Below are 26,934 nucleotides of genomic sequence, written 5' to 3' on the forward strand. Positions count from 1 at the left end.
CACCATCAGCATCTGCTTGAACAGCTGCGGCGACTGCGGCAAGGCGAAGAACTGGCCGGCGTTCACGCGCGAAGGCACCAGATAGTCGCGCGCGCCTTCGGGCGTGCTCTTGGTCAGCATCGGCGTTTCGATATCGATGAACCCCAGCGAATCCACGAACTTGCGCACTTCGATGGAGACGCGATAACGCAGCATCAGGTTGCGCTGCATCTGCGGACGGCGCAGGTCCAGCACGCGGTGCGTAAGGCGCGTGGTTTCCGACAGGTTGTCGTCATCCAGCTGGAAGGGCGGCGTGACCGACGGGTTGAGGATTTCCACTTCCTTGCACAGCACTTCGACTTCGCCGGATGCCAGTTCGGCATTGGCCGTGCCTTCCGGGCGCAGGCGCACCAGGCCGGTGACACGGATGCAGAACTCGTTGCGCAGGCGCTCGGCAGTCGCGAAGGCGGCGTTGTCGGGGTCGAAAACGATCTGCGCCAGGCCCGCGCGATCGCGCAGGTCGATGAAGATGACCCCGCCGTGGTCGCGGCGGCGGTTTACCCAGCCGTACAGGGTAACGGTCTGACCGAGGTGGTCACGGCAAACCTGGCCGGTGTAGCAGGTACGCATTGCGGGATGACTCCGTTTCTACTTTGTTGGGGCGCCTTGGAGCGTCACGATAATGGATCGAGGAGCGGGCTGCACGCCCGCCCGGATTGTTCATTCAGGGGGGGTGTCACCGCGCTGGCGCACGCCGGGCGCGGTGGGAATTTCGGTGGGCCGGTCCACGGGGGCCGGAGGCGGCGGCGCTACCACACCCATGGAGACGACATACTTCAGGGCGGAATCCACACTCATGTGCAGGTCCACGACTTCGGCGCGGGGCATCATCAAGAAGAACCCGGAGGTCGGATTGGGCGTGGTCGGGACGTAGACGCTGACGTGGTCGCCGGGAAGGTGAGTCGCCACTTCGCCGCTGGGCGTGCCCGTCAGGAAAGCGATCGTCCAGGAACCCTGGCGCGGATACTGCACCAGCACGGCCTGGCGGAAAGCCTGGCCGTTCGGCGCCAGTACGGTGTCGCTGACCTGCTTGACCGAGTTGTAGATGGAACGCACCAGCGGGATGCGGCCGAGCAGCTTTTCCCACTGCTCGAGCATGGTGCGGCCCAGCAGGTTGGCGGCGAAGACACCGGTCAGCAGCACGACCAGGATGACCAGCACGAAGCGGAAACCCGGGATATCGATGCCGAACAGGGATTGGGCGGACAGGAAACCCGGGACGAAGCCTTCCAGGGTGGCAATCAGGACGCCCAGCACCCAAACGGTGATCACCAGCGGCACCCAGATCAGCAGGCCGGTGATGAAGTACTTCTTGAAAATGCGCATCGCCATAGCGGCCGCGTCAGGAAGTCGCCGCGGGGGGTGCGGCGGGCGTGGCAGCAGGCGTGGCGGAGGGCGTGGCTGCGGGCGCCGCGTCGCCGGACTTGGCCGCGCCGCTATCGGCGGTGGCGCCGCCCGTCTTGGCGTCGCTCTTGGCGCCGGCGGACGATGCGCTGTTGCCGTTGTTGCGGAAATCCGTGACGTACCAGCCGGAGCCCTTCAATTGGAAACCGGCCGCGGTCACTTGCTTGGTGAACGCGCTGGCGCCGCACTCGGGGCATACCGTGAGCGGAGCGTCGGAGATCTTCTGCAGCACATCCTTGGCGTGTCCGCAGCTGCTGCATTTGTAAGCGTAGATAGGCATTCAATCCACTCCCTGGCCGCCGGCACGAAAGAACCCGCCCACGGGCGCCGTTCGGAACAAACGGAACGCAGCAGGAGCGGGGCCGGCAAAAGTATGGGAAAGTCTTGAATTTTAGCGGGTTTTTGCCGCCGGCCTGTGAAGGCGGGGCGCCGGCTGGCGCGTGCCCGGTCCGGATAGCGCCGGCGACGCCTATCTATATCGGCAACAGGAACATACCCGCCGCCACCAGCGTCGGCAGCAATGCCGACAGGAACAGCCGCCCGGCGGCAATGCTGCCGTCCGGGAAATGGTTCTTCAGGATGGAGAACCCCGCCGGATTGGGTGCGTTGGCGATGACGGTGAGGCCGCCGCCGGTGACCGCGCCGGCCACCAGCATGTACCGCCACACATCGTTGGTGCCCTGCACCAGGGAGCCCAGATAGGTCAGCGCCGCATTGTCGGTAATGGCCGTCAGCGCAGTGGCGCCCCAGAAGAGCACGGTGGGGGACAGGCCGCCCAGCAGGTCCTGCAGCCACCATTGCTGCAGACCGCCCAGCACCACCAGGCCGGCGAGGAAAAAGCCGACCATCAGGCCCTCTTTGATCATCAGGCGGCTCTGGTGCCGCCTGTAGGCTTCCGTAAAACCGATGAACAGCATCAGCAAGCCCAGGAAGATGGCGGGATGATGGGCGTTGAGCACCACGCCGACCAGGAAGACCAGATGGACGGCGATGACCGGCAGGGGTACCGGGGCGCGCTCGGAGTCGAGGACCGGCGCGTCCCGGCCGGCGGTGCGCAGCACGTCGCGGCAAACGAAAGTCAGCACGCCGGCGTTGATGAAGACCGCGACCGCGGCTCGCCAGCCGAAATGCGTCGCCATGTGGGCGGCATCCCAGCCGAAGGTGGAAGCCACCATCAGGACCGGCGGGGCGGCGTAGGAAGTCAGCACGCCGCCGATGGATACATTGACGAACAAGACGCCGAGCGTCAGGTACTTGAAACCGGCGCGCCCGCTGACGCGGAAATAGGCATCGCGAAGCAGAATCGCGGCCAGCGTCATGGCGGCCGGCTCGGTAATGAAGGAGCCGCACAGCGGGACCACCGACAGCACCACGAAATAGGTACTCAGTTCATTCCGTATCGGCAGGACGCGGGCGATGCCGCGGACGATGGCGTCGACGAACTCCAGGATGGGGCGGCTGGCGGCCACCACCATGATGGCGAACACGAACAGCGGCTCGGTGAAGTTGCGCGTGTCCATGTACTCGATCGCCTTGCCGGTCCCCCCCAGCAGGGCCATGCTGACGATCAGCGCCACGGCCCACACGCCGAACACGGCCTCGACTTCGGCCAGCAGATGCCAGACGCCGGCATGCGGGCCGTTGCGGTGGGCCAGCCGCGCGAAGAAGGGAACCGAAAAGGTATGCAGGACGGCGATGGCGAACAGCAGGGTGGCGATCAACTCGATCGGAGTGGGCATGCGTGGGGGTCCCTTATGTATTGTTTTGCGACGGCCGGCCAGACGCGCGGGGCTGCCGGTGCTCGTGCGCGAGGCGTTGGGCGACTATACATAATTTGTCCCGCCGGTTTCGCCGGGGCCGCGTTGAATCCGGCCATCCGGGACACGGGCAGTCCAGCCCGGCGGCGCCGTTTCGACGGGCGCCGTCCGGCGATCCCAGTTGCGACAGACGGCGATAGAATGTACTAATCATGTATTTCAATTCAGGGTTTACCCGGGTGATATGCCCAATGAAGCGCCGGTTATAAAGGTGTTTTGTATTTTTAATGTACGAAAACATGAAAATCGCACTGATAGGTTGCGGCGAGGTGGGGCGTTGCTACGCGCAGGCGTGGCGCAGCCGGGGACACGAGATATACGCCGTCTGCGAGCTGCGCGACGACGCTGAAATGCGAGCTACCGCAAGCGGCTATGGCGCCGCCCTGCACGCGGCGCCCGGCACGTGGCTGGCCGACGCCGACCTCGTCGTTTCGGCGGTCTACGGACGCGCGGCGCTGGCCGTGGCGAGCCAGGCCCTGCCGCACTTGCGCCCGGATGCGCTGTACGCCGACTTCACCACGGCCAGCGCCGCCGACATGCGTGCCGCGGCGGAGATCGCCGCCGGCCGCGCCATCGCCTTCGCCGATGTGGCCATCATGGGCGCCATCGCGCTGCTGGGCGATCGCACGCCCTTGCTATGCGCCGGTACCGGCGCCGCCGCCGCCGCGGCTTTCGCCAGCGACGGCGGCGCGCCCGCACGAGCCATCGCCGGACAGGCCGGCGATGCGGTCCGCCTGAAACTATTGCGCAGCATCATGACCAAGGGCATGGAAAGCCTGACCGTCGAATGCCTGGTGGCGGCCGAGCGCATGGGCCTGCGCGACGCCTTGTACGAGGTCTTGTCCGACATCGACCGGACACCGCTGACGGCCTTCATGGATTCCTTCGCGCGTTCGCACGTGCTGCACGCCCCGCGCCGGCTGGCCGAGGTCGGGGAAGCCCGCGAACAGTTGGTCGAGGCCGGCCTGCAACCCCTGGTGCTGGATGGCGTGGAGCGCCTGTTCGCGCGCACGACGCGCGGTATCGAAGCCGCGCGCGCGGCCAACGGCGGTGCGCCGCCGGAGGTCCCCGACACCCTGCCGGCGCGGCTGGCCTGGCTGACCACGCTGGCCCGGCAGCCCTGATGATTCCCGCCGCAAGCGGGCGCCATGGGGCGCCCGGGCGGCACCCATAACAAGGTCGTGAGGAAGACAATGCGAAACATGTTCAAGCGTATGACCGCCGCGGCGGTCCTGGCCACAGGTGCCGCCGCGCTGGCGGCGCCCGGTGCAGCGGGTGCGGCGGATGCGGCGGGTGCAGCCGGCCTGGGCGGCGCCCCCATTACTTTCATCTCTCCGTTCCCGCCCGGCGGCGGTACCGATACCCTGACGCGCATGGTCGGCACGGCCATCAGCCAGGACACCGGCTGGAACGTCGTGGTGGAAAACAAGCCCGGCGCCGGCGGCAATCTTGCGCTGGACGCGACCGCGCGTGCCCGTCCCGACGGCCATACCCTGGTCATGGCGCAGACCGACAACATCGTCCTGAACCCCTGGCTGTACCGCAAGCTGACGTACGACACGTTCAAGGACTTCAAGCCGGTGGGCCTGGTGGCCTCGTCGCCCAGCGTCTTCGTGGTGCTGCCCAACTCTCCGTTCAAGACGCTGGACGACGTGGTGAAGGCCGCTCGGGCCAAGCCCGGCCAGGTATCGCTGGGTATCCCCGGGATCGGCGGCAGCGGCGATTTGATCGGCCACCTGTGGCGCAAGGCGGCCGGCATGGAGCTGATGCATGTGCCCTATAGAGGCTGGGGGCAGGCGTTTCCGGACCTGATGAGCGGCCGGATCGCCTTGTACACGGGATCGGTGGCGACCCTGCTGTCGCAGATCAAAGGCGGCCAGGTCCGCGCGCTGGCGGTCGTGGCCGACAAGCGTTCGCCCGCCCTGCCCGACGTCCCCACCTTCGCCGAAAGCGGCTTTCCAACCATCACCCAGACCATCTGGTGGGGCCTGATGGCACCGGGCAAGACGCCCGACGACGTGGTCGCCGCCCTGAACACCGCGCTGAATCGCAGCCTGCGGAAACCGGCGCTGGTGCGCAAGCTGGAAGAAGCCGGCTACAGCGTCATGGGTGGAACGCCGCAGGATTTGGCCCGGCGCTATCGCACCGACTATGAGGTGTTCGGCAAGGTCGTTCAGGAAGCCGGCATTCCGAAGCAATAAGGGAAGCGGCCGGCGTCACGCGCCGGCATCCCGCCCGGCGGCGCGGCCCGGCGCCGCGCCGCCGGCCGTCCTGCGATGGTTGCGGAACAGCAGATGGGTGGCCGCCAGATGCAGCCGCATGGCGGCCTCCGCGCAGGCGGGGTCGCGCGCGCGCAGCGCCGCGATGATCTGGCGGTGGTGCTCCACGCTGGCCAGCATGTCCTCCCTGCCATAGAAATAGAACGAGCCGATGATGATCGGCATGTCGAGCAGGTGTTCCACCAGCGCGCGCACGCGCGCGGACTGCGCCGCGTCGATCAGCGCATGGTGGAAGCAGTTGTTGTGCTGCTGGACCCGCTCCACGCGGTCGGGGTCGTCCGATTCGACCGCCACGCGCATGGCGTGGTTGATCCGCTCCAGCTCGTCCATCTGTTCCGGCGTGGCCCGCGCGGCGGGCGCGCGCGCGGCATAGGGCTCGAGCAGGAGCCGCAATTCGAACGCTTCGTCGATATCGCGATCCAGCCATCCCAGCACCACCGTGCCGCGCCGGCCGTCGCGCTTGACCAGCCCGTCGGCGGCCAGGCGCTCGATGGCGTTGCGCACGGGTGTGCGGCTGACGGACAGCTCGCTGGCGATGTGTTCTTCACGCAGGCGCTGGCCCGGCAGGAAGGCGCCGGCCATCAGGCGGCGGCGCAACTCCCCGTACACCAGATCGCGGGCGCTGGACATGTGGCGGTGGCTCGTGAAAGGTCATGAAGCTGCCGACTATACCGCAAGCGCGGACGTCCGCCGCCCACCCTATTGACGCGGCATGCGCGCTGCCATAATGTACGTACAAACGCACATTAAGGAGACACCATGGCTGGCTTGGCAGACATGGAGGGCGCGCTGGCGGGCGTGAAGGTGCTGGATCTTTCCAACTTTCTCGCGGCGCCCATGAGCGCGATGTTCCTGGCGGATTTCGGCGCGGATGTGCTGAAAGTGGAGCGTCCCGGCAAAGGCGACGAGGTGCGCTACTGGGGCGAGAACAAAGAGGGCGTGGGCCTTTACTACAAGGTCATCAATCGCAACAAGAAATCGGTGACCCTGGACTTGCACACGCCGCTGGGCGTCGAGGCGGTGAAGCGGCTGGCGGCCGATGTGGACATCGTCATCGAGAACTACCGCACCGGCACGCTCGAGAAATGGGGCCTGGGCTATGACACGCTGAAGGAACGCAATCCCGGCCTGATCATGCTGCGCATCACCGGGTTCGGCCAGACCGGTCCCTATCGCGACCGGCCGGGCTTCGGCACGCTGGCCGAGGCCTATGCCGGCTACGCACAGATCAGCGGCCATCCCGACGGACCGCCCCTGCTGCCGGGCTTCGGGCTGGCCGATTCCACGACCGGCCTGATGGCCGCCTTTCTCGCCATGGTGGCCCTGGCGGAAAAGCGCCGCAGCGGCCGCGGGCAGTACATCGATCTGGCGATCTATGAAACGCTGCTGACCCTGATCGGGCCGCACGTGATCAACTTCGATCAGCTGGGCCTGGTGCAGCGCCGCGAAGGCAGCCGCCTGCCCTTCACGGCGCCGCGCAATACCTACCGCACGCGCGACGATAAATGGGTCACCGTGGGAGGCAGCGCGCAATCCGCGTTCATCAATATCTGCGAGACGCTGGAGGTTCCGGAGCTGGTCCGGGACCCACGCTTCTCCGACAACCGGCAGCGCCTGCGCCACGTGCAGGCATTGGACGAGGCGCTGCAGGCGGCGATCGCGCGCTTCGACCTGGACGATCTGCTGGCGCGTTCGGCGGCCCGACGCTGCACCATGTCGCCGGTCAACGATGTGGCGCAGATCTTCGCCGATCCGCATATCCGCGAGCGCGGCAATATCCGCGCGGTGTACGACGACGAACTGGGCTGCGAGCTGCGCATGCAGGACGTGGTCGGCAAGCTGTCGGCCTCGCCAGGCGCGATCCGCCATCCGGGCCCGCGCCTGGGGCAGCACAACCGGGAAATCCTGGTGGAACGCCTGGGCTATGACGAAGCGGAGCTGGCCCGGGCGGGCATTGTCCTGGACGCCCCCCGCGATGCACGGACGCGCACCTCGGCGGGCACCGGGCCCGCCGCCCCACACCCGGAAGGAGACGGCGATGCGCTTGCCTGAACAGATCGATATCGTCGAGGTCGGCCCGCGCGACGGCTTGCAAAGCCTGCGTAAATGGATACCGACCGAAGACAAGGTACGGATGGTGGACCGCCTGTCGCAAGCGGGCTTTCCCGTCATCGAGGTCACGGGCTTCGTGCACCCGCGCGTCATCCCGAACCTGCAGGACGCGGAAGCCGTATGCGAGCGCATCGCGCGGCGGCCGGGCGTGATCTACCGTGGCCTGGCACCGAACGCGCGGGGCGCCGAGCGCGCCGCCGCGGCGCGGGTGGACGAGATCGTGGGGTTGACCATCGCCAGCGCCAGCTACCTGAAAAAGAACCAGAACATGACGCCGGAACAGGCCGGCGCGCAGGCGATCGAGGCGTTTCGCATCGCCGACGGCAAGGGCCTGCGCTACGTGCTGGCGATCGGCATGGCGTTCTGGTGCCCGTATGAGGGCGTGATCCCGCAGGAACGCGTGGCGGCCCTGGTGGGGCAGTTCCGGGACGCGGGCATCCGGCGCATGTACCTGGCCGGGTCCGTCGGCCTGGAAGACCCCCGGCATGTGAACGAACTGTTCGTGCGCCTGCGCGACCGCTATCCCGATCTGGAGCTGGGCTATCACGTGCATAACCTGGGGGGCATGGCCACGGCCAATATGCTCGCGGCCCTGGACGGCGGCGCGGCCTGGCTGGAAGGCGCGATCTGCGGCATCGGCGGCGGCATCGCCATGCCCGATGCCCTGGGCGCGGTGGGCAATTTTCCCAGCGAAGACATGGTGCGCATGATGACGCTGATGGACGTGTACACCGGACTGGCCCCGGAAGCCGTACTGGCGGCCGCGCGCGACATCGCCGGGCTGCTGGGCATCCCGCCGCGCAGCCATTCCATGCATGGCAGCACGCGCGAGGCCGTCGCGCGATGGGGACGCGAGCATCCGCATGAACACCCGGAATAACGCCGGCGGCGGGACGGCAACCGCGGCGATGGCCGGGAAGGCAGCGATGCCGCCACGCGCGCGGGCCGGCGTTTCAGTCTTCGGCGCTATGCGCGCGAAAGCGCGTGGTCTGGGTATAGCGGCCGCTGGGGTAATGGCCGATGCCGACCTCGACAATGACGCCCTGTTTATCCAGGTAGTACCGCGAGATGCGCATCGCGGCCTGGCCGGCTTCGGCCTTCAGGGCATGCGCCATTTCCGGCGTCAGCTGCGCGGCGGTGATTTCCTGGATGACTTCGACAATGCGTATGCCGCAGCGTTCTTCCACCAGCGAATAGATGGGGCGCTTGATCACGCGCGCGCGCCCGATGGCGCCGGCGTACTCGGGACGCAGATACGCCTGCAGATAGCACAGCGGCGTGGTCCCGCCGGGTACCTTGCGCACGATGTTGGTTTCGGACCAGGCCTGCCCCGGCGGGCAGTGCAGCAGTTCCGCGAAGCCGGCATCGGCGACGATCTCGCGCCGGGACTTTACGTGCATTTCGGTGGCGTCGACGAACTGGAGCAGGTCCGAAATATTGTGGATGCCGCTGAAAAAACGCGGCGACTCCGGCCGCGCGCGCACCTTGGTGCCGATGCCGGGGCGCGACCACAGCAGGCCTTCGTCCTTGAGTTCGCGCAGCGCCTGGCGCACCGTATGCCGGCTGACGCCGTAGCGCAGCGCCAGCTCGCCTTCGGTGGGCAAGCTACTGCCGATGGCGTAGCGGCCGCCATGGATGTCGTCGGCCAGCGTCCTGGCCAGCGAGACATACAGCGGATTGCGGCCGCCCGTGAGCGCGCCGGTATGGGGAAAGGCATCCGCGGATGAAGGTGTCGAGCGCATCGGATCGGCAAAAAGGTGGATGGTAAACGCCCCGTGTTGACAGGCGCCAGCATGGCACGTATTGTACGTACAAACGCACATTTATGACAGACAATGCGGATCAGGATGAAGCCAGGGACGGAGTTCGCATGACGGTATTCAGATCATTCCTGTTCGCGCCGGCCAACCACCCGCGCAGGATCGAAAAAGCCCTGGCGCTGGAGGCCGACGCGGTCATCCTGGATTTGGAAGACGCCTGCGCCATTTCCGAAAAGGCCGCCAGCCGGCCCAAGGTGAACGAAGCGATGGCGCGGCCGCGCCGCTGCCTGGGCTATGTGCGGGTCAATCCGCTTTCCACGGAATTCGCCTACGGGGATCTCACCGCGACGGTACGGCCCGGCCTGGATGGCGTGGTGCTGCCCAAGGTGGAGTCCCCCAGCGACCTGCATACCGCGGATTGGCTGATCCGCCAAATGGAACGCGAACACGGCATGCCCGAAGGCGGGGTGGACCTTATCCCCATCATCGAGACCGCCCGCGGACTGGCCGCCCTGCCGGCGATCCTGGCCGCCACCCCGCGCGTCAGGCGCGCCGCCTTCGGTGCCGGCGACTTCACGCTGGACCTGGACCTGACGTGGACCCGCGGCGAGGACGAACTGAACGCCTATCGCGCGCAAATCGTGCTGCATTCGCGCGCGGCGGGCATCGAGGCGCCGCTGGACACCGTATGGGTGAACCTGCAGGACCCGGAAGGCTGCGCCGCATCGGCGCGCAAGGCGCGCGAACTGGGTTTCCAGGGCAAGCTGTGCATCCATCCGGACCAGATCCCCGTCGTGAACGCCGCCTTCTCGCCTTCCGCGGCGCAGATCGAACGCGCCCGCCGGGTCCTGGATGCCTTCGCACAGGCCGAGGCGCAGGGTTCCTCGGCGATCCAGCTGGACGGCCAATTCATCGACTATCCCATCGTCTATGCCGCGCAACGCGTGATGGCGCTGGCGGAAAGGACGCAATCGAAGTAATCGACCCGAAGTCGCAGCATCGAAGTCAGCGGATCGATATCCCCGGGCCGGAGCACCGGCCCGATGCAACCATAAAGCACGCGCCACGCAGCGCGCGCATGCGCAAAGGTAGGGAGGAGATATCCATGGACAACGCCGCGGCCGCCGTCCGGCCCCTGGATCACCTTAAGGTGATCGACGTATCGAGTTTCCTGGCCGGACCGTTCTGCTCGACCCAACTGGCCGAGTTCGGCGCAGACGTCATCAAGCTGGAACTGCCCGGCGTGGGAGACGCGCTGCGGCGCTTCGGCACCATCACGCCCAGCGGCGATTCGCTGCCCTGGCTATCCGAATGCCGCAACAAGAAATCGGCCACGCTGGACCTGCGCAAGCCGGAAGGCGCGGAGCTGCTGAAAGCGCTGATCAAGGATGCCGATGTGCTGGTGGAAAACTTCCAGCCCGGCACCCTGGAAAAGTGGAACCTGGGCTGGGACGTACTGAAGGAAGTGAATCCGCGCCTGATCATGGTGCGGATTTCCGGCTACGGCCAGACCGGCCCCTACAGCGGACGCCCCGGCTTCGGCCGGATCGGCAACGCCTTCGGCGGGCTGTCCTACCTGGCGGGCTACCCCGACCGGCCACCCGTGACGCCGGGCTCGGCCACCATTCCGGATTACATGGCCGGGCTCTACGGCGCGCTGGGCGTGCTGCTGGCCCTGCAATCCCTGGCCAAGACCGGCCGCGGGCAGGTGGTCGATATCGGCCTGTACGAGCCCATATTCCGCATCCTGGACGAACTGGCGCCCGCCTATGCGATGAAAGGCTATGTCCGCCAGCGCATGGGGCCGGGCACCGTCAACGTGGTGCCGCACAGCCACTATCCCACCAAGGACGGCCGCTGGGTGGCCATCGCCTGCACCAGCGACAAGATATTCGAACGCCTGGCGCACGCCATGGGCGTGCCGGAATTCGGCGGGACGGGCAAGTGGGGCACCATCACCCAGCGCGAGGCCGAGCGCGCGCAGGTCGACGACTACGTCGGCGCCTGGAGTTCGCAATACACCCGTGACGAGGTGCTGCGGCGCTGCGAGGAACACCAGGTTCCCTGCGGGCCGGTGTACGCCGTCGACGAGATCTTCGAGGATCCGCAATACGCCGCGCGCGGCAACATCGTCCGCTTCCAGGACCCGCGCGTGGGGGAATACGCGGTGCCCAATGTCGTGCCGCGGCTGACCGACACCCCGGGCGGCATAGACAGGCTGGGCCCATCGCTGGGCGAACATAACGACGAGGTATACCGCCAGCGCCTGGGGCTATCGCCGGAACGCATCGAGGCGCTGACGCGCGCGGGCGTGATCTAAGGGTTCGCCGATACGGCAAGCGGGACGCGGCAAGCCGCGCAAGGCCCTGCTGTCGATCGAGCCCCGGCGGCACAGCGCGGCAGACACGCCTGAAAAGCGCCGCGGACGGCGGCGCAATGGAGGAAACGTCATCGTGCCTTTCATCGAATTGTTCGTGGCCGGCATCCTGCTGGGCGGCCTCTACGCGCTGATGGCCTGCGGCCTGAACCTGGTGTTCGGCGTCATGCGGGTCATCAATTTCGCCCATGGCGACCTGCTGGCGGTGGGCGCCCTGACCACGGTATCGCTGGTGGCGGGCATGCACCTGCCCTACATCGCCGCGCTGATACTCGTGCCGCTGCTGACGGCCGCGCTCGGCCTGGCCATGCAATGGATCGTCATCCGCCGCATCGCCGACGGCCCGATGATCATGTCGCTGCTGGCCACTTTCGCCCTGTCGACCATCATCGTCAACATCTCCATCCTGATCTGGGGCGGCGGGTATCGCGGCCTGCCCACGGTGCTGGGGGGCTCGGTCGCCGTCGCCGGCATGGATATTCCGCTGTCGCGCCTGGTGTCCTTCCTGGTGGCGATGGCCGCGACGCTGGGCGTATGGTGGTTCCTGCAGGCCACGCGCTACGGCAAGGCCATCCGGTCCGTTTCGCAGGCGCCGGAACTGGCGGTGATATCAGGCATTTCCATCAACCAGGTGCGCAATGCGACCTTCGCGCTGGGCGCGGCCATGGCCGGCCTGGCCGGCGTGCTGCTGGCGCCCACCTTCGCTTCCGATGCGCAGCTGGGCGCCCGCTTCGGCATCAAGGCCTTCGCCGTCATCATCGTCGGCGGCATGGGCAGCTATCCCGGCGCCATGCTGGCCGCCCTGATGATGGGCGTGCTGGAGGTATTCGCCGGCTATCTGTACGGGCAGGTGCTGGGCGCGGCCACCGTCTTCCTGGCGATGCTGGTGGTGCTGGTCTTCCGGCCGCGCGGTATCTTCGGCATGGGGGCACGCGCATGAAATCGACGCTGCTGCTCGCCATCGTTCTGCTGGCCGCCGCGACCGCGCCGGTCTACGCCGGGTCGTATGCGATGTCCTTCCTGGTGCAGACCTTCATTTTCATCGGGCTGGCCTATTCCTGGAATCTGATCGGCGGCTATGCCGGCTATACGCATTTCGGCCAGGTCGCGTTCTTCGGCCTGGGCGCCTATGTCGGCGCGATCGCCATCGGCAAGGACATCCCCTGGCTGTGGGCCACGCTGATGGCCGCGGTATTCGCCTCGCTGTGCGCCGCGCTGCTGGGTGCCATCATGCTGCGCCTGAAAGGCCCCTTCTTCGCCATCGGCATGTTCGGCATCGCCCGCGTGTGCGAGTCGCTGGCGCTGGGCCTGGACGGCATCACGCAGGGCGGCACGGGACTGTACCTGACGGCCGTGGACCTGGAATGGGTGTACTACGCGGCCGGCGCGGTGCTGTTGATCCTGCTGGCGGCTACCTGGCGCCTGGACAATTCCCGCCTCGGCCTGCAGCTGCTGACCATCCGCGAAGACGAGACCGCCGCCGCAGCGCTGGGCGTGCGCACCACCCGCCTGAAAATCTGCACCTTCATCGCGTCGGCCTTCATGCCCGGCGCGCTGGGCTGCCTGTACGCCTGCTACCTGGGCTTCATCGATCCCACCACCGCCTTCGCGCCCATGACCGAGCTGACCGTGATCGCCATGGTGCTGCTGGGCGGCATGGGCACGGTACTGGGGCCGCTGGTGGGCGCCCTGGCGCTGTCGGTGGTCAACGAAGTGCTATGGGCGCGGCTGCCGGAGATCTACCTGGCCCTGGTGGGCGCGATCATCCTGGTCGCGGTGCTGTTCATGCCGCGCGGCATCGTCAACTACGCGCAGCGGCGCGCGTGGTGGTGGGTGCCGGTGGCGCGCGGCCACCTGCGGCGGCTGGCGCAACGGCGCGAGGCCCCGGCCTGGCCGGCGCGCAAGGCCATCGTCGATCCGCCGCGCATGCCGCGCAAGCGGCCGGGCTAGGGCACGTCAACGCTGGAAGGAGCCTCGCATGACGCAGGAAGATATCCTGGTGGTAGAGGACGTAAGCAAGAGCTTCGGCGGCCGGGTGGCGCTGGATGGCGCCAGCCTGCGCATCCCGCGCGGCTCGATCACCGGCGTGATCGGCCCCAATGGATCGGGCAAGTCCACGCTGTTCAATATCGTCGCCGGCACGCTGCCGCCTGATGCCGGGCGGGTCCTGTTCGATGGCAAGGACCTGGCGCACACCTCGCCCGCCGAGATCTGCCGGCGCGGCCTGGGACGCACCTTCCAGATATCGCGGCTGTTCGGCGAGCTGACGGTATTGGAAAACCTGGTCGCCGTCGCGCACGGGCTGTCCGACGCCCAGGCCGTGCAGCGCGCGCTCGAACTGCTGGACTTCCTGGAGATCGGCGCATTGCGCGACAAATGGGGCGCCGAGCTTTCCTACGGCCAGCGCAAGCTGGTGGAAATCGCCCGCGCGCTGATGCTGGCGCCGCGCGTGATGCTGCTGGACGAGCCCTTCGCCGGCATCAACCCGCGCCTGCAGAACCGCATCGTCGAACATTTGCAGGCCCTGCGCGCGCAGGGCCTGACGGTGTTCTTCATCGACCATGAAATGCGCATCGTGCTGGAGATCTGCGACGACCTGTATGTGCTGGCCGAAGGCCAGGTCATCGCGCACGGCGATGCCACTGCCATACGCGCGGACGAACGCGTCAAGGAGGCGTACTTCTGACCGCACGCCAGGACCGGTCCCGGTCCGCCCGCGCCGCCCGTATCGAAGAGGCGGCCTACCCACCGGAGGAGACAACACATGAAAAAACAGTTGCTGGATATGTGCCTTGCACCCGTGCTGCGCCGCCTGCGCGCCCCGCGCGCGGCGAGGGCCGCCGCCCTGCTGGCGATGACGGCCGCGACCGTCGTGGCGGGCACTGCCCTGGCCCAGGAGGGCAAGCCGATACGCGTGGGCGTCGCCCTGTCGCAGTCGGGCAACCTGGCCGACAGCGCCAAGCACTATTGGGAGGGCGTGGCCCTGTGGCGCGACCAGGTCAATGCGCGCGGCGGCCTGCTGGGACGCAAGGTGGAACTGATCGTCTATGACGATCGCAGCGACCCCGCGACGGCCGCGCGCCTGTACGAAAAACTGATCACCGACGATAACGTGGACCTGCTGTTCGGACCGTGGGGCTCGGCATCCGCCGCCACGGCATCGGGCGTGGCCAACCGCCACAAACGCGTCTTCTTCAACTCCGGCGGAGCCTCCGAACAGATACAGGAACGCGGCTACAAGTACGTGTTCCAGACCGCCGCGCCGATCAGCGCCTACGTCGCCAGCATCGGTCCGCTGGCCGAGGCGCACAAGATGAAGACCATCGCCTTTTTCGGGCGCGACTATCCGGCGGCGCGCGATATGGAGAAATCCATCAAGGCCATCGCCGAAAAGCGCCATCTGAAAGTCGTGGCTTCGGAATTCTTTCCCGCCGGCACCACCGATTTTTCCTCCATGATCGCGCAGGCGCGCCAGCTGCAGCCGGATATCTGGGTATCGGTCGGATACCCCAACGAGGCCATCGAGATGGTGCGCCAGTTCAAGGCGTCGAATTACCTGCCCAAGGTTTTTATCCATAACGGTGTGTCGATCGACGACTTCCTGAAGGCATCGGGCAAGGACGGCGAGTACGCCTTCGGCATGTCGCTGTACGAACCGTCGCTCAAGACCAAGGGCAATCCGGAGTTCGTCAAGGCCTACCAGCAGACGTACAAGAGCGAGCCGGGCTATTACTCGGCCTTCTCCTACGCCGGCGCCACGGTCATGGAAGCCGCGGTCAAGGCCGCCGGTTCGCTGGACCAGGACAAGTTGCGCGATGTGCTGACCACGCTGGAAGTCGACACAGTGATGGGCCACCACAAGGTCAACCCCAAGACCGGCAAGCAGGTGGGCGTGACCGGCCTGCTCGTGCAGGTGCGCGATGGCAAGCGCGAGATCGTCATGCCGCTGGACGTGAAGACCGCCGACGCGGTCATCCCCATGCCGCCCTGGAACAAGCGCTGACGCGGCGCGGGACGGCGGCACCGGCCGCCGTCCCGCCCGCCTTGGGAGCACCGCATGAACGCGCAAGACACCGTCTTCCTGGAAATGCAGGGCGTGACCACCGGCTACGGCGACGTACCCGTGGTGCGCAACGCCAACCTGCGCTTCGCCCGTGGCGGCATCACGGCCGTCATCGGATCCAACGGCGCCGGCAAATCCACCGCCATCAAGGCAGCGGCCGGCCTGCTGCCGGCATGGAAGGGCCGCGTGCTGATCGGCGACGCCGACGTCACCGCCGAAGCCCCGCACAAGCGATTGTCGCGCGGCCTGGCCTTCGTGCCGCAGGGCCGCATCGTGCTGCCGGAGATGACGGTCCGCGAGAACCTGGACATAGGCGCCTATATCCTGGGCAAGGACCGCGCCCGCATCGAGCAGGCCGTCGAACGCGTGGTGGCCGCCTTCCCGGTGATCGGCCAGCGCATGCGGCAGCCGGCCGGGACGATGAGCGGCGGCGAACAGCAGATGCTGGCCATCGCCCGCGCGCTGATGACCAGCCCCACCGCCATCATCCTGGACGAACCGTCGCTGGGTTTGTCGCCGAAGTTCGTCAACGCCGTCTTCGACACGCTCGTGGAACTGGCGGCCTCCGGCCTGACCATCATCATGGTCGAGCAGAAAGCCTCGCGCGCCCTGCAGATCGCCGACAGCGGCTACGTCATGCACACCGGCCAGGTGGTCTATGCCGGCCCGGCGCGCGAACTCCTGGACAACCCCAACGTTCAGCGCCTGTTCCTGGGCGAAGTCCCGGAGGAAATCGACCGCCTGGTCGCCGCGGCCCACGACGCGGAGGCGCTCGATGCCTGATCCACGTATGCGCCGCACGCTGCTGATGACGCCGGGCAACCGCGAGGACCGCTTGCGCAAGGCGGCGGCCTACGGGGCGGACGCAGTGGTTTTCGACCTGGAGGATAGCGTCCCCCCGGCGGAGAAGGCCAACGCCCGCGGTTGCGTGGCGAAGGTGCTGCGGGCGTCGATGGGAGGCGGCATGGATGCTGCCCCGGGTACTGCCCCCCACCATGACTGGCGGCATGCCGGCGAATGCGAGCGCTGCGTGCGTATCAATGCGCTGGACACCCCCTACGGCCTGGATGACCTGGCTGCCCTGCCCCTGGATTGCATCGATGCCATCATGGTCCCCAAGGTCGAGTCCGCCGACATGCTGCGCGACATCGACGCTCGCCTGGCCGCCCTGCACGCCGACCGCGGCCGCGCGCGCCCTATCGAACTGATCGCCCTGATCGAAACGCCACGCGGGGTGCTGCGCGCCCTGGACATCGCCGACGCCGTGCCGCGCACGGGCGCCTTGTTCTTCGGCTCGGGGGACTACACCGCCGCGCTGGGGGCGGACGTGACGGAAACCACCCTGCATTACCCACGCTCGGTGATCGCGGCTGCCGCCGCGGCGGCGGGCCTGCAGGCGATCGACGCGGCGTTCTTCCGCGACGTGAAGGATGCCGGGGCGACACGGGAGGACGCCCTGGTCGCGCGGTCCATGGGGTTCTCGGGCAAGGTGGTGTTTCATCCCAACCAGGTGGGCGTCGTCAACGACGTGTTCTCGCCCTCGCCCGCGGAAATCGCCTGCGCCCGGCAACTGGTGGCGGCATACGAAGCGCAACTGGCGCTCGGACACGGCACCGGCGTCGTCGATGGCGTCTTCGTGGCCGTCGACCTGGTGGCCCCCGCGCGGCGGCTGCTGCGCCTGGCCGAGGCCGTGCAGCGGCGCGCGCAAGGCAGCGCACGGGCAGGCGCGCCCACACCCACAACACGGGCCGATACCCCTACAGGAAACCGATCATGACCATGCATCCCTGCCACGCGCCGGCCGCGCACCTCACGCGGCCGGAACGGCTGCAGCGTTCCGAACTGGCGGTGCCCGCCACCAATCCGCGCTTTTTCGCCAAGGCCGCCGCCAGCAGCGCGGACGTGATCTTCCTGGACCTGGAGGATGCCGTCGCGCCCGCGGCGAAGGACGAGGCGCGGGCGCGCGCGGTGGCGGCACTGAACGACATCGACTGGGGCCACAAGACCATGGCCGTGCGCGTCAACGGGCTGGACACGCCCTGGGCGCACCGCGACATCCTGGACGTGGCGCGCCTGGCGCCGCGGCTGGACCTGATCCTGCTTCCCAAGGCGGGCTGCGCGTTCGACGTGCAGTTCGTCGATCAGCTGCTCACGCTGATCGAGCGCGAGACAGACCGGACCAAACGCACCGGCATCGAAGTACTGATCGAAACGGCACTGGGTGTCGCCAACGCCGAAGCGATCGCGCAATCGTCGGCACGGCTGGAGGCGATGATCTTCGGCGTCGGCGACTACACCGTCGACATGCGGACCTACGACGACGTCTTCGGCGCGCCCAGCGAACGGTACGCGGTACTGACCGGCGCATCCGATGCGGCGCCCCGCCAGCGGCATTGGAACGACCAATGGCACTTCGCCATGGCGCGCATCGCCAACGCCTGCCGCGCGCATGGGCTGCGTCCCATCGATGGCCCCTACACCGACTTCCGCGATGCCGAAGGCTATCGCGCATCGGCATCGCGTGCCGCGGCGCTGGGATTCGAAGGCAAATGGGCCATCCATCCCAGCCAGATCGAACTGGCGAACGAAGCGTTCTCGCCCACGCAGGCCCAGCTGGACTGGGCCGCGCGGATCACCCGCCTTATCGAAGACACCAATCGCTCCGGCCAGGGAGCGGTCGGCGACGGCGGCGTGCTGGTGGATATGGCGCACCTGAAACAGGCGGAACATTTGCGCCGCCGCCGGGCCTTGATCGAACGATACGCGCCGGCGGCCGGTTGAAGCGCACCGGCCCCGCTACCAGCTATACCGGTACCCGACCTGCCCGAACACCCCCCTGCGTTCCTCGCCGCCGAAGTTCTTGGCCAGTTTGACGTTGGCATACAGCTGTCCGCCCTTGCCCACCGCCTCGGTGATCCCGAAGCCCACTTCCCCCCACGTCCGCCCATAGTCCGAGTTGACCGAGGTCCCGCCCACCGTCACGGCGCGCGGCGGCACGAAATCGTGCAGGACATCGAAGGTCAGGTAAGGCGTCCCGGACCCCGCCCCGTCCTCGGTCTTGAGATTGGGCGCGAACAGCCGGAATCCCAGACGGCCACGCAATCCGTTGCTGCTGTTGCCCGACACCCGCGATACGCCGTCGTTGAAGCTGTCCAGCTTCAAGTACTGGTAGACCAGTTGCGCCTGCGGTTCGATGGCCAGCTTGGGCATCAGCGTGAAGGGCTTGCCGACTTCCTGCGACAGCGCGATGCCGAAGCCGTCCTGGTTGCCGCCGCTGCCATACACATCGTCGTATTTGTTGCGGTAGTGGGTGACCTGCGCCACCGAATCCCAATAGCTGCCATCGCGCCAGTACTTGGTGTAATAGCCGCCCAGGCTTTGCGCCTGGGTCGTCGCGCTGCCCGCCTTGTCCGAGAGGGTCGGGTTCAGGTCCCGCTTGCTGTCCTTGAAGTCGGCGCTGGAAACGCCCAGCGTCGCGGTCACGCCCGCATGCGTGCTGCCGCCTTCTTCCGACCGCGACAAGGTCCAATCCTTGCCGAACTGCATGAAGAAGGTGTGCTGGTCCACCGAGAAGCGGTCGCCCGAATCGGCATTCAGGCCGTCGCCGCCGATGCGCCCCCAGAAGCCGTTCTTGTTGCCCTTCTGCGTCTGCTCGACGGCATACACGTCGCCGACGCGCTCATGCAGGCGGCCCAGCATGGAGAAGCCGTAGTCCAGGTTCAAGGCGGGCATCTGGGCATACCCCGAGACCGCGGGACGATAGGCCGGGGGGCCGGCGGGCGTGGTATCGCCCGGCGAAGTCGGCCCGCCCAGCGCGGAGCGCAGGAAGTAGTCGTCGGCGCTCGTGCTGCCGCCTCGATACAGCAGATACTGATAGGCGCCGGCCTGGACGGGCGCGGCAAGCTGGAAGGCCCCTGGCGCCGTCGTTCCGCCGCCCGTCACGGCCACCAGGTTGATCCCGTCGCCGGTGGTGCGCGCGCCCTTGCCGCCGGTGTTGGCGATGCGCAGCCCCGTCGTCCCCGTGGCGCTGCCGCCATCGATCACCAGCCGGTCCGAGGGCGCGCCGTCGCCGGCCACATAGGTGTTGAGCGCAATGGTGCCGTTGTTGCCGGTGTAGCTATTGGCCGTGATCGTCTTGTAGCTGCCGGCCTGGGTCGGATCCCCTCCCGGCGCCATGTAGGCGATGGTGCCGGCGTTCGACAGCGCCGCGACCTCGGAACTGGCCGTGACGTTCCATGTGCTGCTGGCGTCGATACTGACCGACAGCGGGTCGATGCGGCCCGTCAGGCGGGTGCCGTTGCGCAGGGCGACCGAGCCGGTGCTGCTGGCGTCGGCGATCAGGTCGCCATTCAGGGTCACGCCCTGGGCGTCCAGGTTGACGGCGCTGGCATTGCTCAGGTTCAGCAGCGTGCCGGAGGCCGCCGTGACGACGGTGCCCGCGCGCACGCTGATGTTGGCCTTGGCGCCCGTCACATCGATGGCATGGCCCGACTGCGCGGCCAGCGTTCCACCGTCCACGGTAATCGTGGACGTGTTGCCGGTGCCCGCCGTGTCCGTTACCGCGATGGCAGCGGATCCGCCCTGCACCGTGGCGTTGCCCAAGGCCACGGTGCCGCCGGCATTGGCCACCACCCCCGGGCCGGCCGCGCTGCGCAGCAGCGTTCCGTTGACGCTGGCGGCCCCCGCCGGTCCTTCCACCTGCAAGGCGGCGGCGTTCGCGCCGCTGGCCGATACGGAGCCGCCCATCAGGGCTGCCGTCGCGCCGCTGTCCAGCATGATGCCCGGCGCGAGGTCCCCCGCCGTGACGATGGTGGCGTTGGACAGCTGCAGCGTACCGGCGCTGCTGATATGGATGCCGGCCGCGCCCGCGGCGCTGGTGTCGATGCGCCCGCCCGTGACGATCACGTCGCCGTTCGCCCCCGATGAACTGATACCCGCGGAGCCCGCGCCGCTGGTCGTCAGGGTGGTGTCCGTCAGCGCGATGACGCCCCCGGGCGCCCGGTTATCCAGCGCCATTCCCGTGCCGTTCACCACGATGCTGCCCGCCGTGCCGACCACGCTGCCGCCGACCGCGGTCTCGTCCAGCAGAATGCCGTCCGCCGTCCCCTGCGCCTGGATCGATCCGGTGCCGGAGAAGGCCACCGATGCGCCGGCGCCCGTCAGGTGCACGGCCGCGTTGCCGTCGTCGGCGCGTATCACGCCGTTGTTGACCAGGGTGGCGTTGGCACCCTGGACCAGCGCGCCGTCGCCGTGCGCGACCTGGATCGTGGCGTTGTTCCGCACGGTGCCCTGCGCGCCGACGACCACGCCGATGGACGACCTTCCGGCCAGGGTGACGGCATTGTTGTTGACCAGCGTGCCCAGGTTGCGCGCGACGAACCCCACCGCGCCGTCGGTGGCGGACTGGATCGCCGCGTTATTGGTCAGCGTGGTAGCGATGGGATTGCCCCAGGCCGCACCCGTCAGGTCATGGCCCTGGCCATCGACGATGCCGGCCGTCGCGCCGGCGCTGGAGAGCAGGATGGTGGTGCCGGCGTCGATGGTGCCGGCGGCACCTCCCTCATTGACGATGGCGACGGCGCCCCCCGCCGAACCCGCGGCACCGGTGACGCGGAACGTCGAGCTGTCGGTGGACAGCGTGGTGCCCACGCCCGTGGCGACCACGCCGCGCGCATCGGTGCCCGAGACCGTCGTATCGAAGGCGCCCGCGACGGACGCGCCCGTGAAGCGCGCGCCATCCGCCACGCGGAACAGCGTGCCGCGTTCGGTGCTTACGGCCATCGTGCTGGCCGACACGTTGATGGCGGAACCGGCGCCGGCCGCGAAGAAGCCGATCTGGTCGCTGCCCCCCACGAATTGCGGTACCGAACCCGCGGCCACGTTGACCGTGCCGCCGTTCTGCGCGAAGACGCCTATGGCCCCATTGCCGCCGAGGTTGATCGCGCCGCTGACCGACGCGGCGCCCTGCGCGCCGTCCACCCAGACGCCGAAGTTGCGCGTACCGCTGGCCGGGTCGGCGTTGCCGTTGACATTGATGGTGCCGGTGGATTCCGCATTCGCGGCGATGCCGGGGTCCGCATTGACCATCACGCCGATGCCGTTGACGCCATTGACGTTGATCGTGCCGGCATTGCGGACGATGGCCCCGGTACCCGCGGCGCCGTTGTCGTCCGCGAGCATGCCGATGTTGGCCAGGGGCATGCCGCCGGCCGCGCCGTTGATATCGATGGTGCCGTTGTTCAGCAATAGCGAATTCAGCGGCGCGGTCGAGAACATGGCGACCGCATTCTGCGCCTGCGAACCCACCACGATCCGGCCGTTGTTGACGGCGGTATCGCCGGTATCCATGATGCGCACGCCATAGGTGGGCCCGGCGATTTCCACATCGGGCACGGCGTCCGTCGTGGCGTACTGGGCGGCCCGGCCGATATAGAGGGTGCCTGTCGCGCTGTTGGTGAAGGCACTGCCGCCACTGACGTTGACGCCGACCGCCGTGGCCGTATAGCCCGGATTGACGCCGACGTTGACCATGCCGTTGTTGGTGCCGGCCGCGCCGTTGGCCAGGCCGATACCGGTGGTGGTGTAGCCGTTGAAGCTCATGCCCGATACGTTGACCACGCCGTTGTTCTCGACGGTGGTGCCGGCCCCGGTGGCCATGATGCCGGAGCCGGTGTAGTAGAACAGGGGATCGGTGGCCGTGTTGGCCTTGTCGCCGGCCAGGTAGCCCGCGGACACCACGCCGTCGGCGGCGTTGATGAAATGCGAACCGCTTTCCACCTGGGCGACCTGCTGGATGACGTTGCCGGACAGGATGCCGTGGTTGGTCACGGTGGCGCCATCCGTCGCCTTGACCGCGCCGGAGGCCCGCACCATGTCCAGCTGCGCGCCCGCGGCAATGGTGGCACTGCCGCGCGCGCCGCTGGCCAGTATGGCGTAGCGGTCGCCGTTGGGCACGCGCGTCAGGTCGCCGTCCGAGGTGTTGGTCATGTAGGTAACCGGCGTTTCCACCGTGGTGAACGCCTGCGCGAAGGCCGTGTCGTAAGCCAGCTGCGAGGTCAGCACGCCGTTCTTCAGCGCATCCACCAATACGTTGTTATAGGCCGCGAGCTGCGCCGCGTTGGTGACCGCATAGTCCACACCGTTGAAGTTGACCGTGCCGGCGTAGGTGGTCACGGGCACCGTCACCGTCAGCCGGCCGTTGGCGTCGGGCGTGGGCAGCCCGGGATCGATGCCCATGTCGATCTGGTTGCGTGAGCGCCAGACGACACGGCTGTCCGCGTTGCCGCTGCCGTCGGCGGAAGTCAGATAGGTCTGCTTGGACACCATCAGGATGGCGTTCGACGACGGCGAGGCCGTTGGCGTCGCGCCGAGGTTAACGTTCAAGGTACCGCCGCTGTTCTCCACGCGTCCCAGCGAGGCTTTGTAGTACATGTCGCCGTTCACGTCCTCGAACTGGTTGACGGGCGTGGCCAGGTTCGACTGGTCCGCGATGGCGGCGGAATCGAAAGTCCGGAAGACGACATTGGCCCCCGTGGCGGGATTGCGCGCGCTGACGGCGACGTTCTGCGGCCCGGTCACCAGCGCGCTGGAGCCGAAGGTGCCGGAGATGACGTTCACCGTGTCGGCCGGCACGGTCGTGTTGCCGTTGTAGCCGGTCCCCACGACCGACGTGCCGTGCAGCGTCACGGTCTGGCCGTTGTTCACCACGGCCTCGCCCACGCCGCCGTTGCTGCCCGGCGGGTTGTAGTCGGCAACCGCGCACTGTCCGCCGGCGGGCGCGGATTGGCCGGGCGTGCCGGTCTTGCAGCTGGACGCCGACGCGAGCGCGGGGACCAGCATGCCGGCGGCCATCAGGGATAGCACGGGTACGGAGGACAAGGCGCGACGCGCGCGGCTGGATGACGTGGACGCCGATTTGCCGCGTCCGCGGGCGATTTCCGAAGTGACGATGTATTGCTGCCTGGCCGGGTTCCAGACTGTCTTATGGAACAGATTCATATACGGGCCTGCCATATCTACGGTGGAGGACCTCCGCTTGGCGTAGTGCGGCGCAAGCGGAGGCGCTGGCCCATGATTCGGCTGAATCGACTCGTAACCAATTGACGATTCGGCCTACGGCGAACAGGCGTCGGGAAGGCGGCGGAGCGCGCGCCGCATGACTCGGGATGTAGAGAGGGATGAAGGCGGCGCGGCCCGTCCCCCGGTGGCAGACACACCCGGGGGAGCCGCATCAGCCAGCGGTCAGGGAAAATGCCCTAGGGCATAGGCGAGAGAACGTGCATCCGCCCTAAGCAAAGCGGTTGGATGCACGTGTGTTGTTGCGGTGTCGCGCCGGCGGACGTGGCATGGCGCTCGCGCCCCGGGGAGGAAAGCCCGCGGAGGCGGTGGCGTGGCGAATTTGCAGCGGGCCGCGCCTTATGCGCGGTCCCGCATCGACGTCCGTCCACCGCCAGAAGCGGCCGGGCGGCCGCTGAAAATCATTGGCTATATGCGTGTTCGAGCCAGATCACGACATCGCGGCGACAGGAAGCCGAAATGGCACCCCCAGTCGGTTGAACGCGTTCATTGCGGCGATCGTGATCGTGAGGTCGACCAGGTCTTTGGGCGTGAAGTGTGCCGAAGCGGCGGCATACGCCTCATCTGGAGATCGCGGCTGTGCATGTCGATGCAGTGGGCGCAGCCGTTGATTTGCGAAACGCGGAGGAACACGAGGTGCACGAGTTCCTCGACTCAGCCGCCATGGCATGGCCAAATTCGCTGGCTCGGTTGCACATCCCGTGTTTGTGTCCTGGTCTTTGACGCAAAGAGAGCCCAAGCATCTTGAGCCAACCGCCCGAACCCTCATGGGGCCAGGTAGAAATCCATGGGGATGAGTTCGACGGCCCATCCGCCTTCTTCGCCCAGGGTGGCGGCCGGGTGCATGGATGCGATGCGCAGCGCCTCGTCGCGGCTGTCCGCCTCGATGATGAACAGTCCGCCCACCATTTCCTTCGCCTCGGTATAAGGCCCGTCGGTGATGCGCGTCCCGCCATTGCGCGGGCGAAGCGTCGTCCACGTGTCCGCATCGCCCAGCGACGCGGAGACCAGGACCTTGCCGGTGGCGCGCATCTTTTCGTCCAATGCAGGGCATTGGCTGACCAATGCCTTGACGTCGTCGGGCGCCATCGCGGCGAATTTTTCGGGGGTAAAGTAGGCCAGGCCAAGGTATTTCATGGAAAATTCCTTACGGTGGGGATGCATTGACGACGAACCGGATGCCCGGAAATCGACAATGCGCCGGAAGAATGGGCAGGCCGGCTTGCCGCGGCCTGACTGTTACGGGCCGGCACTGCGCAAGCGATCGTAGGTATCGATTCCCCGGCTACCGGGATATCACACCGTCTCTACACCCTCGCCTACCCTTGCGTCGGCGTGGCCCAGGTGGTGCGATGCGCGGCGATCCTCCACTATCATCCGCGCGCCTTTCTCCGCGATCATGATGGTGGGCGAGTTGGTATTGCCCGACGTGATGGTCGGCATGATGGACGCGTCGATGACACGCAAGCCTTCCACGCCATACACGCGCAGGCGCGCGTCCACCACCGCCCCCGCGTCGGCGCCCATCCTGCATGTGCCCACCGGATGAAAAATCGTCGTGCCGATGTCGCCGGCCAGGCGCGCCAGCTCCTCGTCGCTCTCGAATTCCGGGCCGGGACGGTATTCCTGCGGCTGGTATTCGGCAAGCGCCGGCTGTGAAACGATGCGCCGCGTCAGGCGCACGCTCTGCACGGCCACGCGGCGGTCTTCATCGGTGGACAGGTAGTTGCACAGGATCTCCGGATGGTCGGCGGCATCCGGGCTGACGATACGCACGTGGCCGCGGCTGGTGGGCCGCAGATTGCATACCGACGCGGTGAAGGCCGGGAAGGCATGCAGCGGTTCGCCGAATTTTTCCAGCGACAAGGGCTGGACGTGATATTCCACGTTGGCGCGCGCGTGCTCCGGCCCGGAGCGCGCGAAGGCGCCCAGCTGCGACGGCGCCATGGTCAAGGGCCCGCGCTTCATGAACAGGTACTGCAGTCCCATCATGCCCTTGCCCCACAGCGTGCCGGCGATGGCGTTCAGCGTCTTCGCGCCGGTCACCTTGTAGATCAGGCGCAGCTGCAGGTGATCCTGCAGATTGCCGCCGACGCCGGGCAGGTCGTGCAGCACGGACACGCCGCGCGATTGCAGCCAGGCGCCCGGGCCGATGCCGGACACCTGCAGCAGCTGCGGCGAGCCGATGGCGCCCGCGCACAGGATCACTTCGGCACGTGCCCGCGCCAGTTGTTCGCCGCCCGCGTCGCCACGAAAGCGCACGCCCACCGCGCGCCGGCCTTCGAAGGCCAGGCGGGTAACGTGCGCGCCGGTGACGATGCGCAGGTTGGGCCGCTTGATGATGGGCTTCAGGAAGGCGCTGGCCGCGTTCCAGCGTACGCCGCGCCGCTGGTTCACGTCGAAATAATCGCAGCCTTCGTTGTCGCCCCGGTTGAAGTCGTCGATGGACGGAATGCCGGCCTGCGCGGCGGCCCGGCGGAAAGCGTCCAGCAGGTCCCAGGACAGGCGCTGGCGTTCGACGCGCCATTCGCCGCCCTTGCCGTGATAGGGGCCCGCGTCGCCGTGGTAGTCCTCGGTCTGCTTGAACAGCGGCAGCACGTCGTCCCAGCCCCAGCCGGGATTGCCCGCCGCCGCCCAGTCGTCGTAATCCTGCCGTTGACCGCGCATATAGATCATCCCGTTGATGGATGAACTGCCCCCCAGCACGCGCCCGCGCGGATAACCCAGGTCGCGGCCATTGAGACCGGGATCCGCCTGCGTACGGTAGCACCAGTCGGTACGCGGATTGCCGATGCAGTACAGGTAGCCGACCGGGATATGGATCCAGTGCCAGCTGTCCGGGCCGCCCGCTTCCAGCAGCAGCACGCGCGTGTCCGGGTCGGCCGACAGGCGATTGGCCAGCAGGCAGCCGGCCGAACCGGCGCCCACGATGACGTAGTCGAATTCCAGGCCCTCCGCCGGGGCTGTCCGTGCGGCCGCCTGCCCCAGCGGCCGCTCCATCGCCTGC

Annotated in this window: 22 protein-coding genes and 1 pseudogene; 13 read left to right on the top strand and 10 right to left on the bottom strand. The window is 67.6% G+C overall.

Annotation, left to right across the window (positions count from 1 at the left end):
• The 4 genes from ACO1P8_RS24400 to ACO1P8_RS24415 form a co-directional block, all read right to left on the bottom strand.
• A partial coding sequence (locus tag ACO1P8_RS24400; RefSeq protein WP_486298424.1) for an amino acid--tRNA ligase-related protein occupies positions 1-609 on the bottom strand: 609 nt, incomplete at its 3' end.
• A gap of 90 nt (positions 610-699) precedes the next feature.
• Entirely contained in the window at positions 700-1,365 is a 666-nt protein-coding gene (locus ACO1P8_RS24405) for a DUF502 domain-containing protein (protein WP_486298474.1), read from the bottom strand.
• Positions 1,366-1,381: 16 nt separating this feature from the next.
• The gene (locus tag ACO1P8_RS24410) at positions 1,382-1,723 is read right to left on the bottom strand and encodes an FmdB family zinc ribbon protein (RefSeq protein WP_486298425.1); all 342 of its coding nucleotides are present in this window, start codon (positions 1,721-1,723) and stop codon (positions 1,382-1,384) included.
• A gap of 193 nt (positions 1,724-1,916) precedes the next feature.
• The gene (locus ACO1P8_RS24415) at positions 1,917-3,182 is read right to left on the bottom strand and encodes a putative Na+/H+ antiporter (protein ID WP_486298426.1); all 1,266 of its coding nucleotides are present in this window, start codon (positions 3,180-3,182) and stop codon (positions 1,917-1,919) included.
• Positions 3,183-3,499: 317 nt separating this feature from the next.
• On the opposite strand from ACO1P8_RS24415, the gene ACO1P8_RS24420 reads away from it, so the two are divergent.
• Together ACO1P8_RS24420 and ACO1P8_RS24425 are read left to right on the top strand one after the other, a co-directional pair.
• Positions 3,500-4,384 (top strand): NAD(P)-binding domain-containing protein, encoded by an 885-nt coding sequence (locus ACO1P8_RS24420; RefSeq protein ID WP_486298427.1) that lies wholly within the window; start codon positions 3,500-3,502, stop codon positions 4,382-4,384.
• Positions 4,385-4,453: 69 nt separating this feature from the next.
• On the top strand, positions 4,454-5,461 hold the full coding sequence (locus ACO1P8_RS24425) for a Bug family tripartite tricarboxylate transporter substrate binding protein (RefSeq protein ID WP_486298428.1): 1,008 nt from the start codon (positions 4,454-4,456) through the stop codon (positions 5,459-5,461).
• A 15-nt stretch (positions 5,462-5,476) separates the two neighbouring features.
• On the opposite strand, the gene ACO1P8_RS24430 is transcribed toward ACO1P8_RS24425, so the two are convergent.
• Positions 5,477-6,169, bottom strand: a complete 693-nt coding sequence (locus ACO1P8_RS24430) for a GntR family transcriptional regulator (protein ID WP_486298429.1) — start codon at positions 6,167-6,169, stop codon at positions 5,477-5,479.
• Between the two features lie 129 nt (positions 6,170-6,298).
• On the opposite strand from ACO1P8_RS24430, the gene ACO1P8_RS24435 reads away from it, so the two are divergent.
• The gene (locus ACO1P8_RS24435; protein WP_486298430.1) at positions 6,299-7,591 is read left to right on the top strand and encodes a CaiB/BaiF CoA transferase family protein; all 1,293 of its coding nucleotides are present in this window, start codon (positions 6,299-6,301) and stop codon (positions 7,589-7,591) included.
• Positions 7,578-8,531 carry a hydroxymethylglutaryl-CoA lyase gene (locus ACO1P8_RS24440; protein ID WP_486298431.1) on the top strand — a complete coding sequence of 318 codons (954 nt, stop codon included), beginning with the start codon at positions 7,578-7,580 and terminating at the stop codon, positions 8,529-8,531. Before ACO1P8_RS24435 ends, ACO1P8_RS24440 begins: the two co-directional genes overlap by 14 nt.
• Before the next feature lie 73 nt (positions 8,532-8,604).
• On the opposite strand, the gene ACO1P8_RS24445 is transcribed toward ACO1P8_RS24440, so the two are convergent.
• Complete coding sequence (locus ACO1P8_RS24445; protein ID WP_486298432.1) at positions 8,605-9,393, bottom strand: GntR family transcriptional regulator; 789 nt, start codon at positions 9,391-9,393, stop codon at positions 8,605-8,607.
• A gap of 128 nt (positions 9,394-9,521) precedes the next feature.
• On the opposite strand from ACO1P8_RS24445, the gene ACO1P8_RS24450 reads away from it, so the two are divergent.
• The 9 genes from ACO1P8_RS24450 to ACO1P8_RS24490 all read left to right on the top strand — a co-directional run bounded on the left by ACO1P8_RS24450 (position 9,522) and on the right by ACO1P8_RS24490 (position 18,632).
• Positions 9,522-10,391, top strand: a complete 870-nt coding sequence (locus tag ACO1P8_RS24450) for an HpcH/HpaI aldolase/citrate lyase family protein (RefSeq protein WP_486298433.1) — start codon at positions 9,522-9,524, stop codon at positions 10,389-10,391.
• 125 nt (positions 10,392-10,516) lie between these two features.
• Complete coding sequence (locus ACO1P8_RS24455) at positions 10,517-11,731, top strand: CaiB/BaiF CoA transferase family protein (RefSeq protein ID WP_486298434.1); 1,215 nt, start codon at positions 10,517-10,519, stop codon at positions 11,729-11,731.
• 133 nt (positions 11,732-11,864) lie between these two features.
• Positions 11,865-12,728, top strand: a complete 864-nt coding sequence (locus ACO1P8_RS24460; protein WP_094844280.1) for a branched-chain amino acid ABC transporter permease — start codon at positions 11,865-11,867, stop codon at positions 12,726-12,728.
• Positions 12,725-13,738, top strand: a complete 1,014-nt coding sequence (locus ACO1P8_RS24465) for a branched-chain amino acid ABC transporter permease (RefSeq protein WP_486298435.1) — start codon at positions 12,725-12,727, stop codon at positions 13,736-13,738. Before ACO1P8_RS24460 ends, ACO1P8_RS24465 begins: the two co-directional genes overlap by 4 nt.
• Before the next feature lie 28 nt (positions 13,739-13,766).
• Positions 13,767-14,474, top strand: a complete 708-nt coding sequence (locus ACO1P8_RS24470) for an ABC transporter ATP-binding protein (protein WP_486298436.1) — start codon at positions 13,767-13,769, stop codon at positions 14,472-14,474.
• A 78-nt stretch (positions 14,475-14,552) separates the two neighbouring features.
• Positions 14,553-15,791, top strand: a complete 1,239-nt coding sequence (locus tag ACO1P8_RS24475; protein WP_486298437.1) for an amino acid ABC transporter substrate-binding protein — start codon at positions 14,553-14,555, stop codon at positions 15,789-15,791.
• Positions 15,792-15,845: 54 nt separating this feature from the next.
• On the top strand, positions 15,846-16,634 hold the full coding sequence (locus tag ACO1P8_RS24480) for an ABC transporter ATP-binding protein (protein ID WP_486298438.1): 789 nt from the start codon (positions 15,846-15,848) through the stop codon (positions 16,632-16,634).
• Positions 16,627-17,628 carry an HpcH/HpaI aldolase/citrate lyase family protein gene (locus ACO1P8_RS24485; protein WP_486298439.1) on the top strand — a complete coding sequence of 334 codons (1,002 nt, stop codon included), beginning with the start codon at positions 16,627-16,629 and terminating at the stop codon, positions 17,626-17,628. The genes ACO1P8_RS24480 and ACO1P8_RS24485 overlap by 8 nt, the downstream gene beginning before the upstream one ends.
• Positions 17,625-18,632: an HpcH/HpaI aldolase/citrate lyase family protein gene (locus ACO1P8_RS24490; protein ID WP_486298440.1), complete on the top strand. Its 1,008-nt coding sequence runs from the start codon at positions 17,625-17,627 to the stop codon at positions 18,630-18,632. Before ACO1P8_RS24485 ends, ACO1P8_RS24490 begins: the two co-directional genes overlap by 4 nt.
• 15 nt (positions 18,633-18,647) lie before the next feature.
• Here ACO1P8_RS24490 and ACO1P8_RS24495 read toward each other — a convergent pair whose 3' ends face one another.
• The 4 genes and pseudogenes from ACO1P8_RS24495 to ACO1P8_RS24510 all read right to left on the bottom strand — a co-directional run bounded on the left by ACO1P8_RS24495 (position 18,648) and on the right by ACO1P8_RS24510 (position 26,927).
• Positions 18,648-23,849 (bottom strand): autotransporter outer membrane beta-barrel domain-containing protein, encoded by a 5,202-nt coding sequence (locus tag ACO1P8_RS24495; RefSeq protein ID WP_486298441.1) that lies wholly within the window; start codon positions 23,847-23,849, stop codon positions 18,648-18,650.
• A 508-nt stretch (positions 23,850-24,357) separates the two neighbouring features.
• A pseudogene (locus ACO1P8_RS24500) lies at positions 24,358-24,578 on the bottom strand (carboxymuconolactone decarboxylase family protein); the annotation flags it as partial.
• 114 nt (positions 24,579-24,692) lie between these two features.
• On the bottom strand, positions 24,693-25,064 hold the full coding sequence (locus ACO1P8_RS24505) for a YciI family protein (RefSeq protein WP_486298442.1): 372 nt from the start codon (positions 25,062-25,064) through the stop codon (positions 24,693-24,695).
• Positions 25,065-25,223: 159 nt separating this feature from the next.
• Entirely contained in the window at positions 25,224-26,927 is a 1,704-nt protein-coding gene (locus ACO1P8_RS24510; RefSeq protein ID WP_486298475.1) for a GMC family oxidoreductase, read from the bottom strand.
• Positions 26,928-26,934: the final 7 nt, after the last annotated feature.

The sequence above is a fragment of the Bordetella sp. genome (assembly GCF_057362025.1).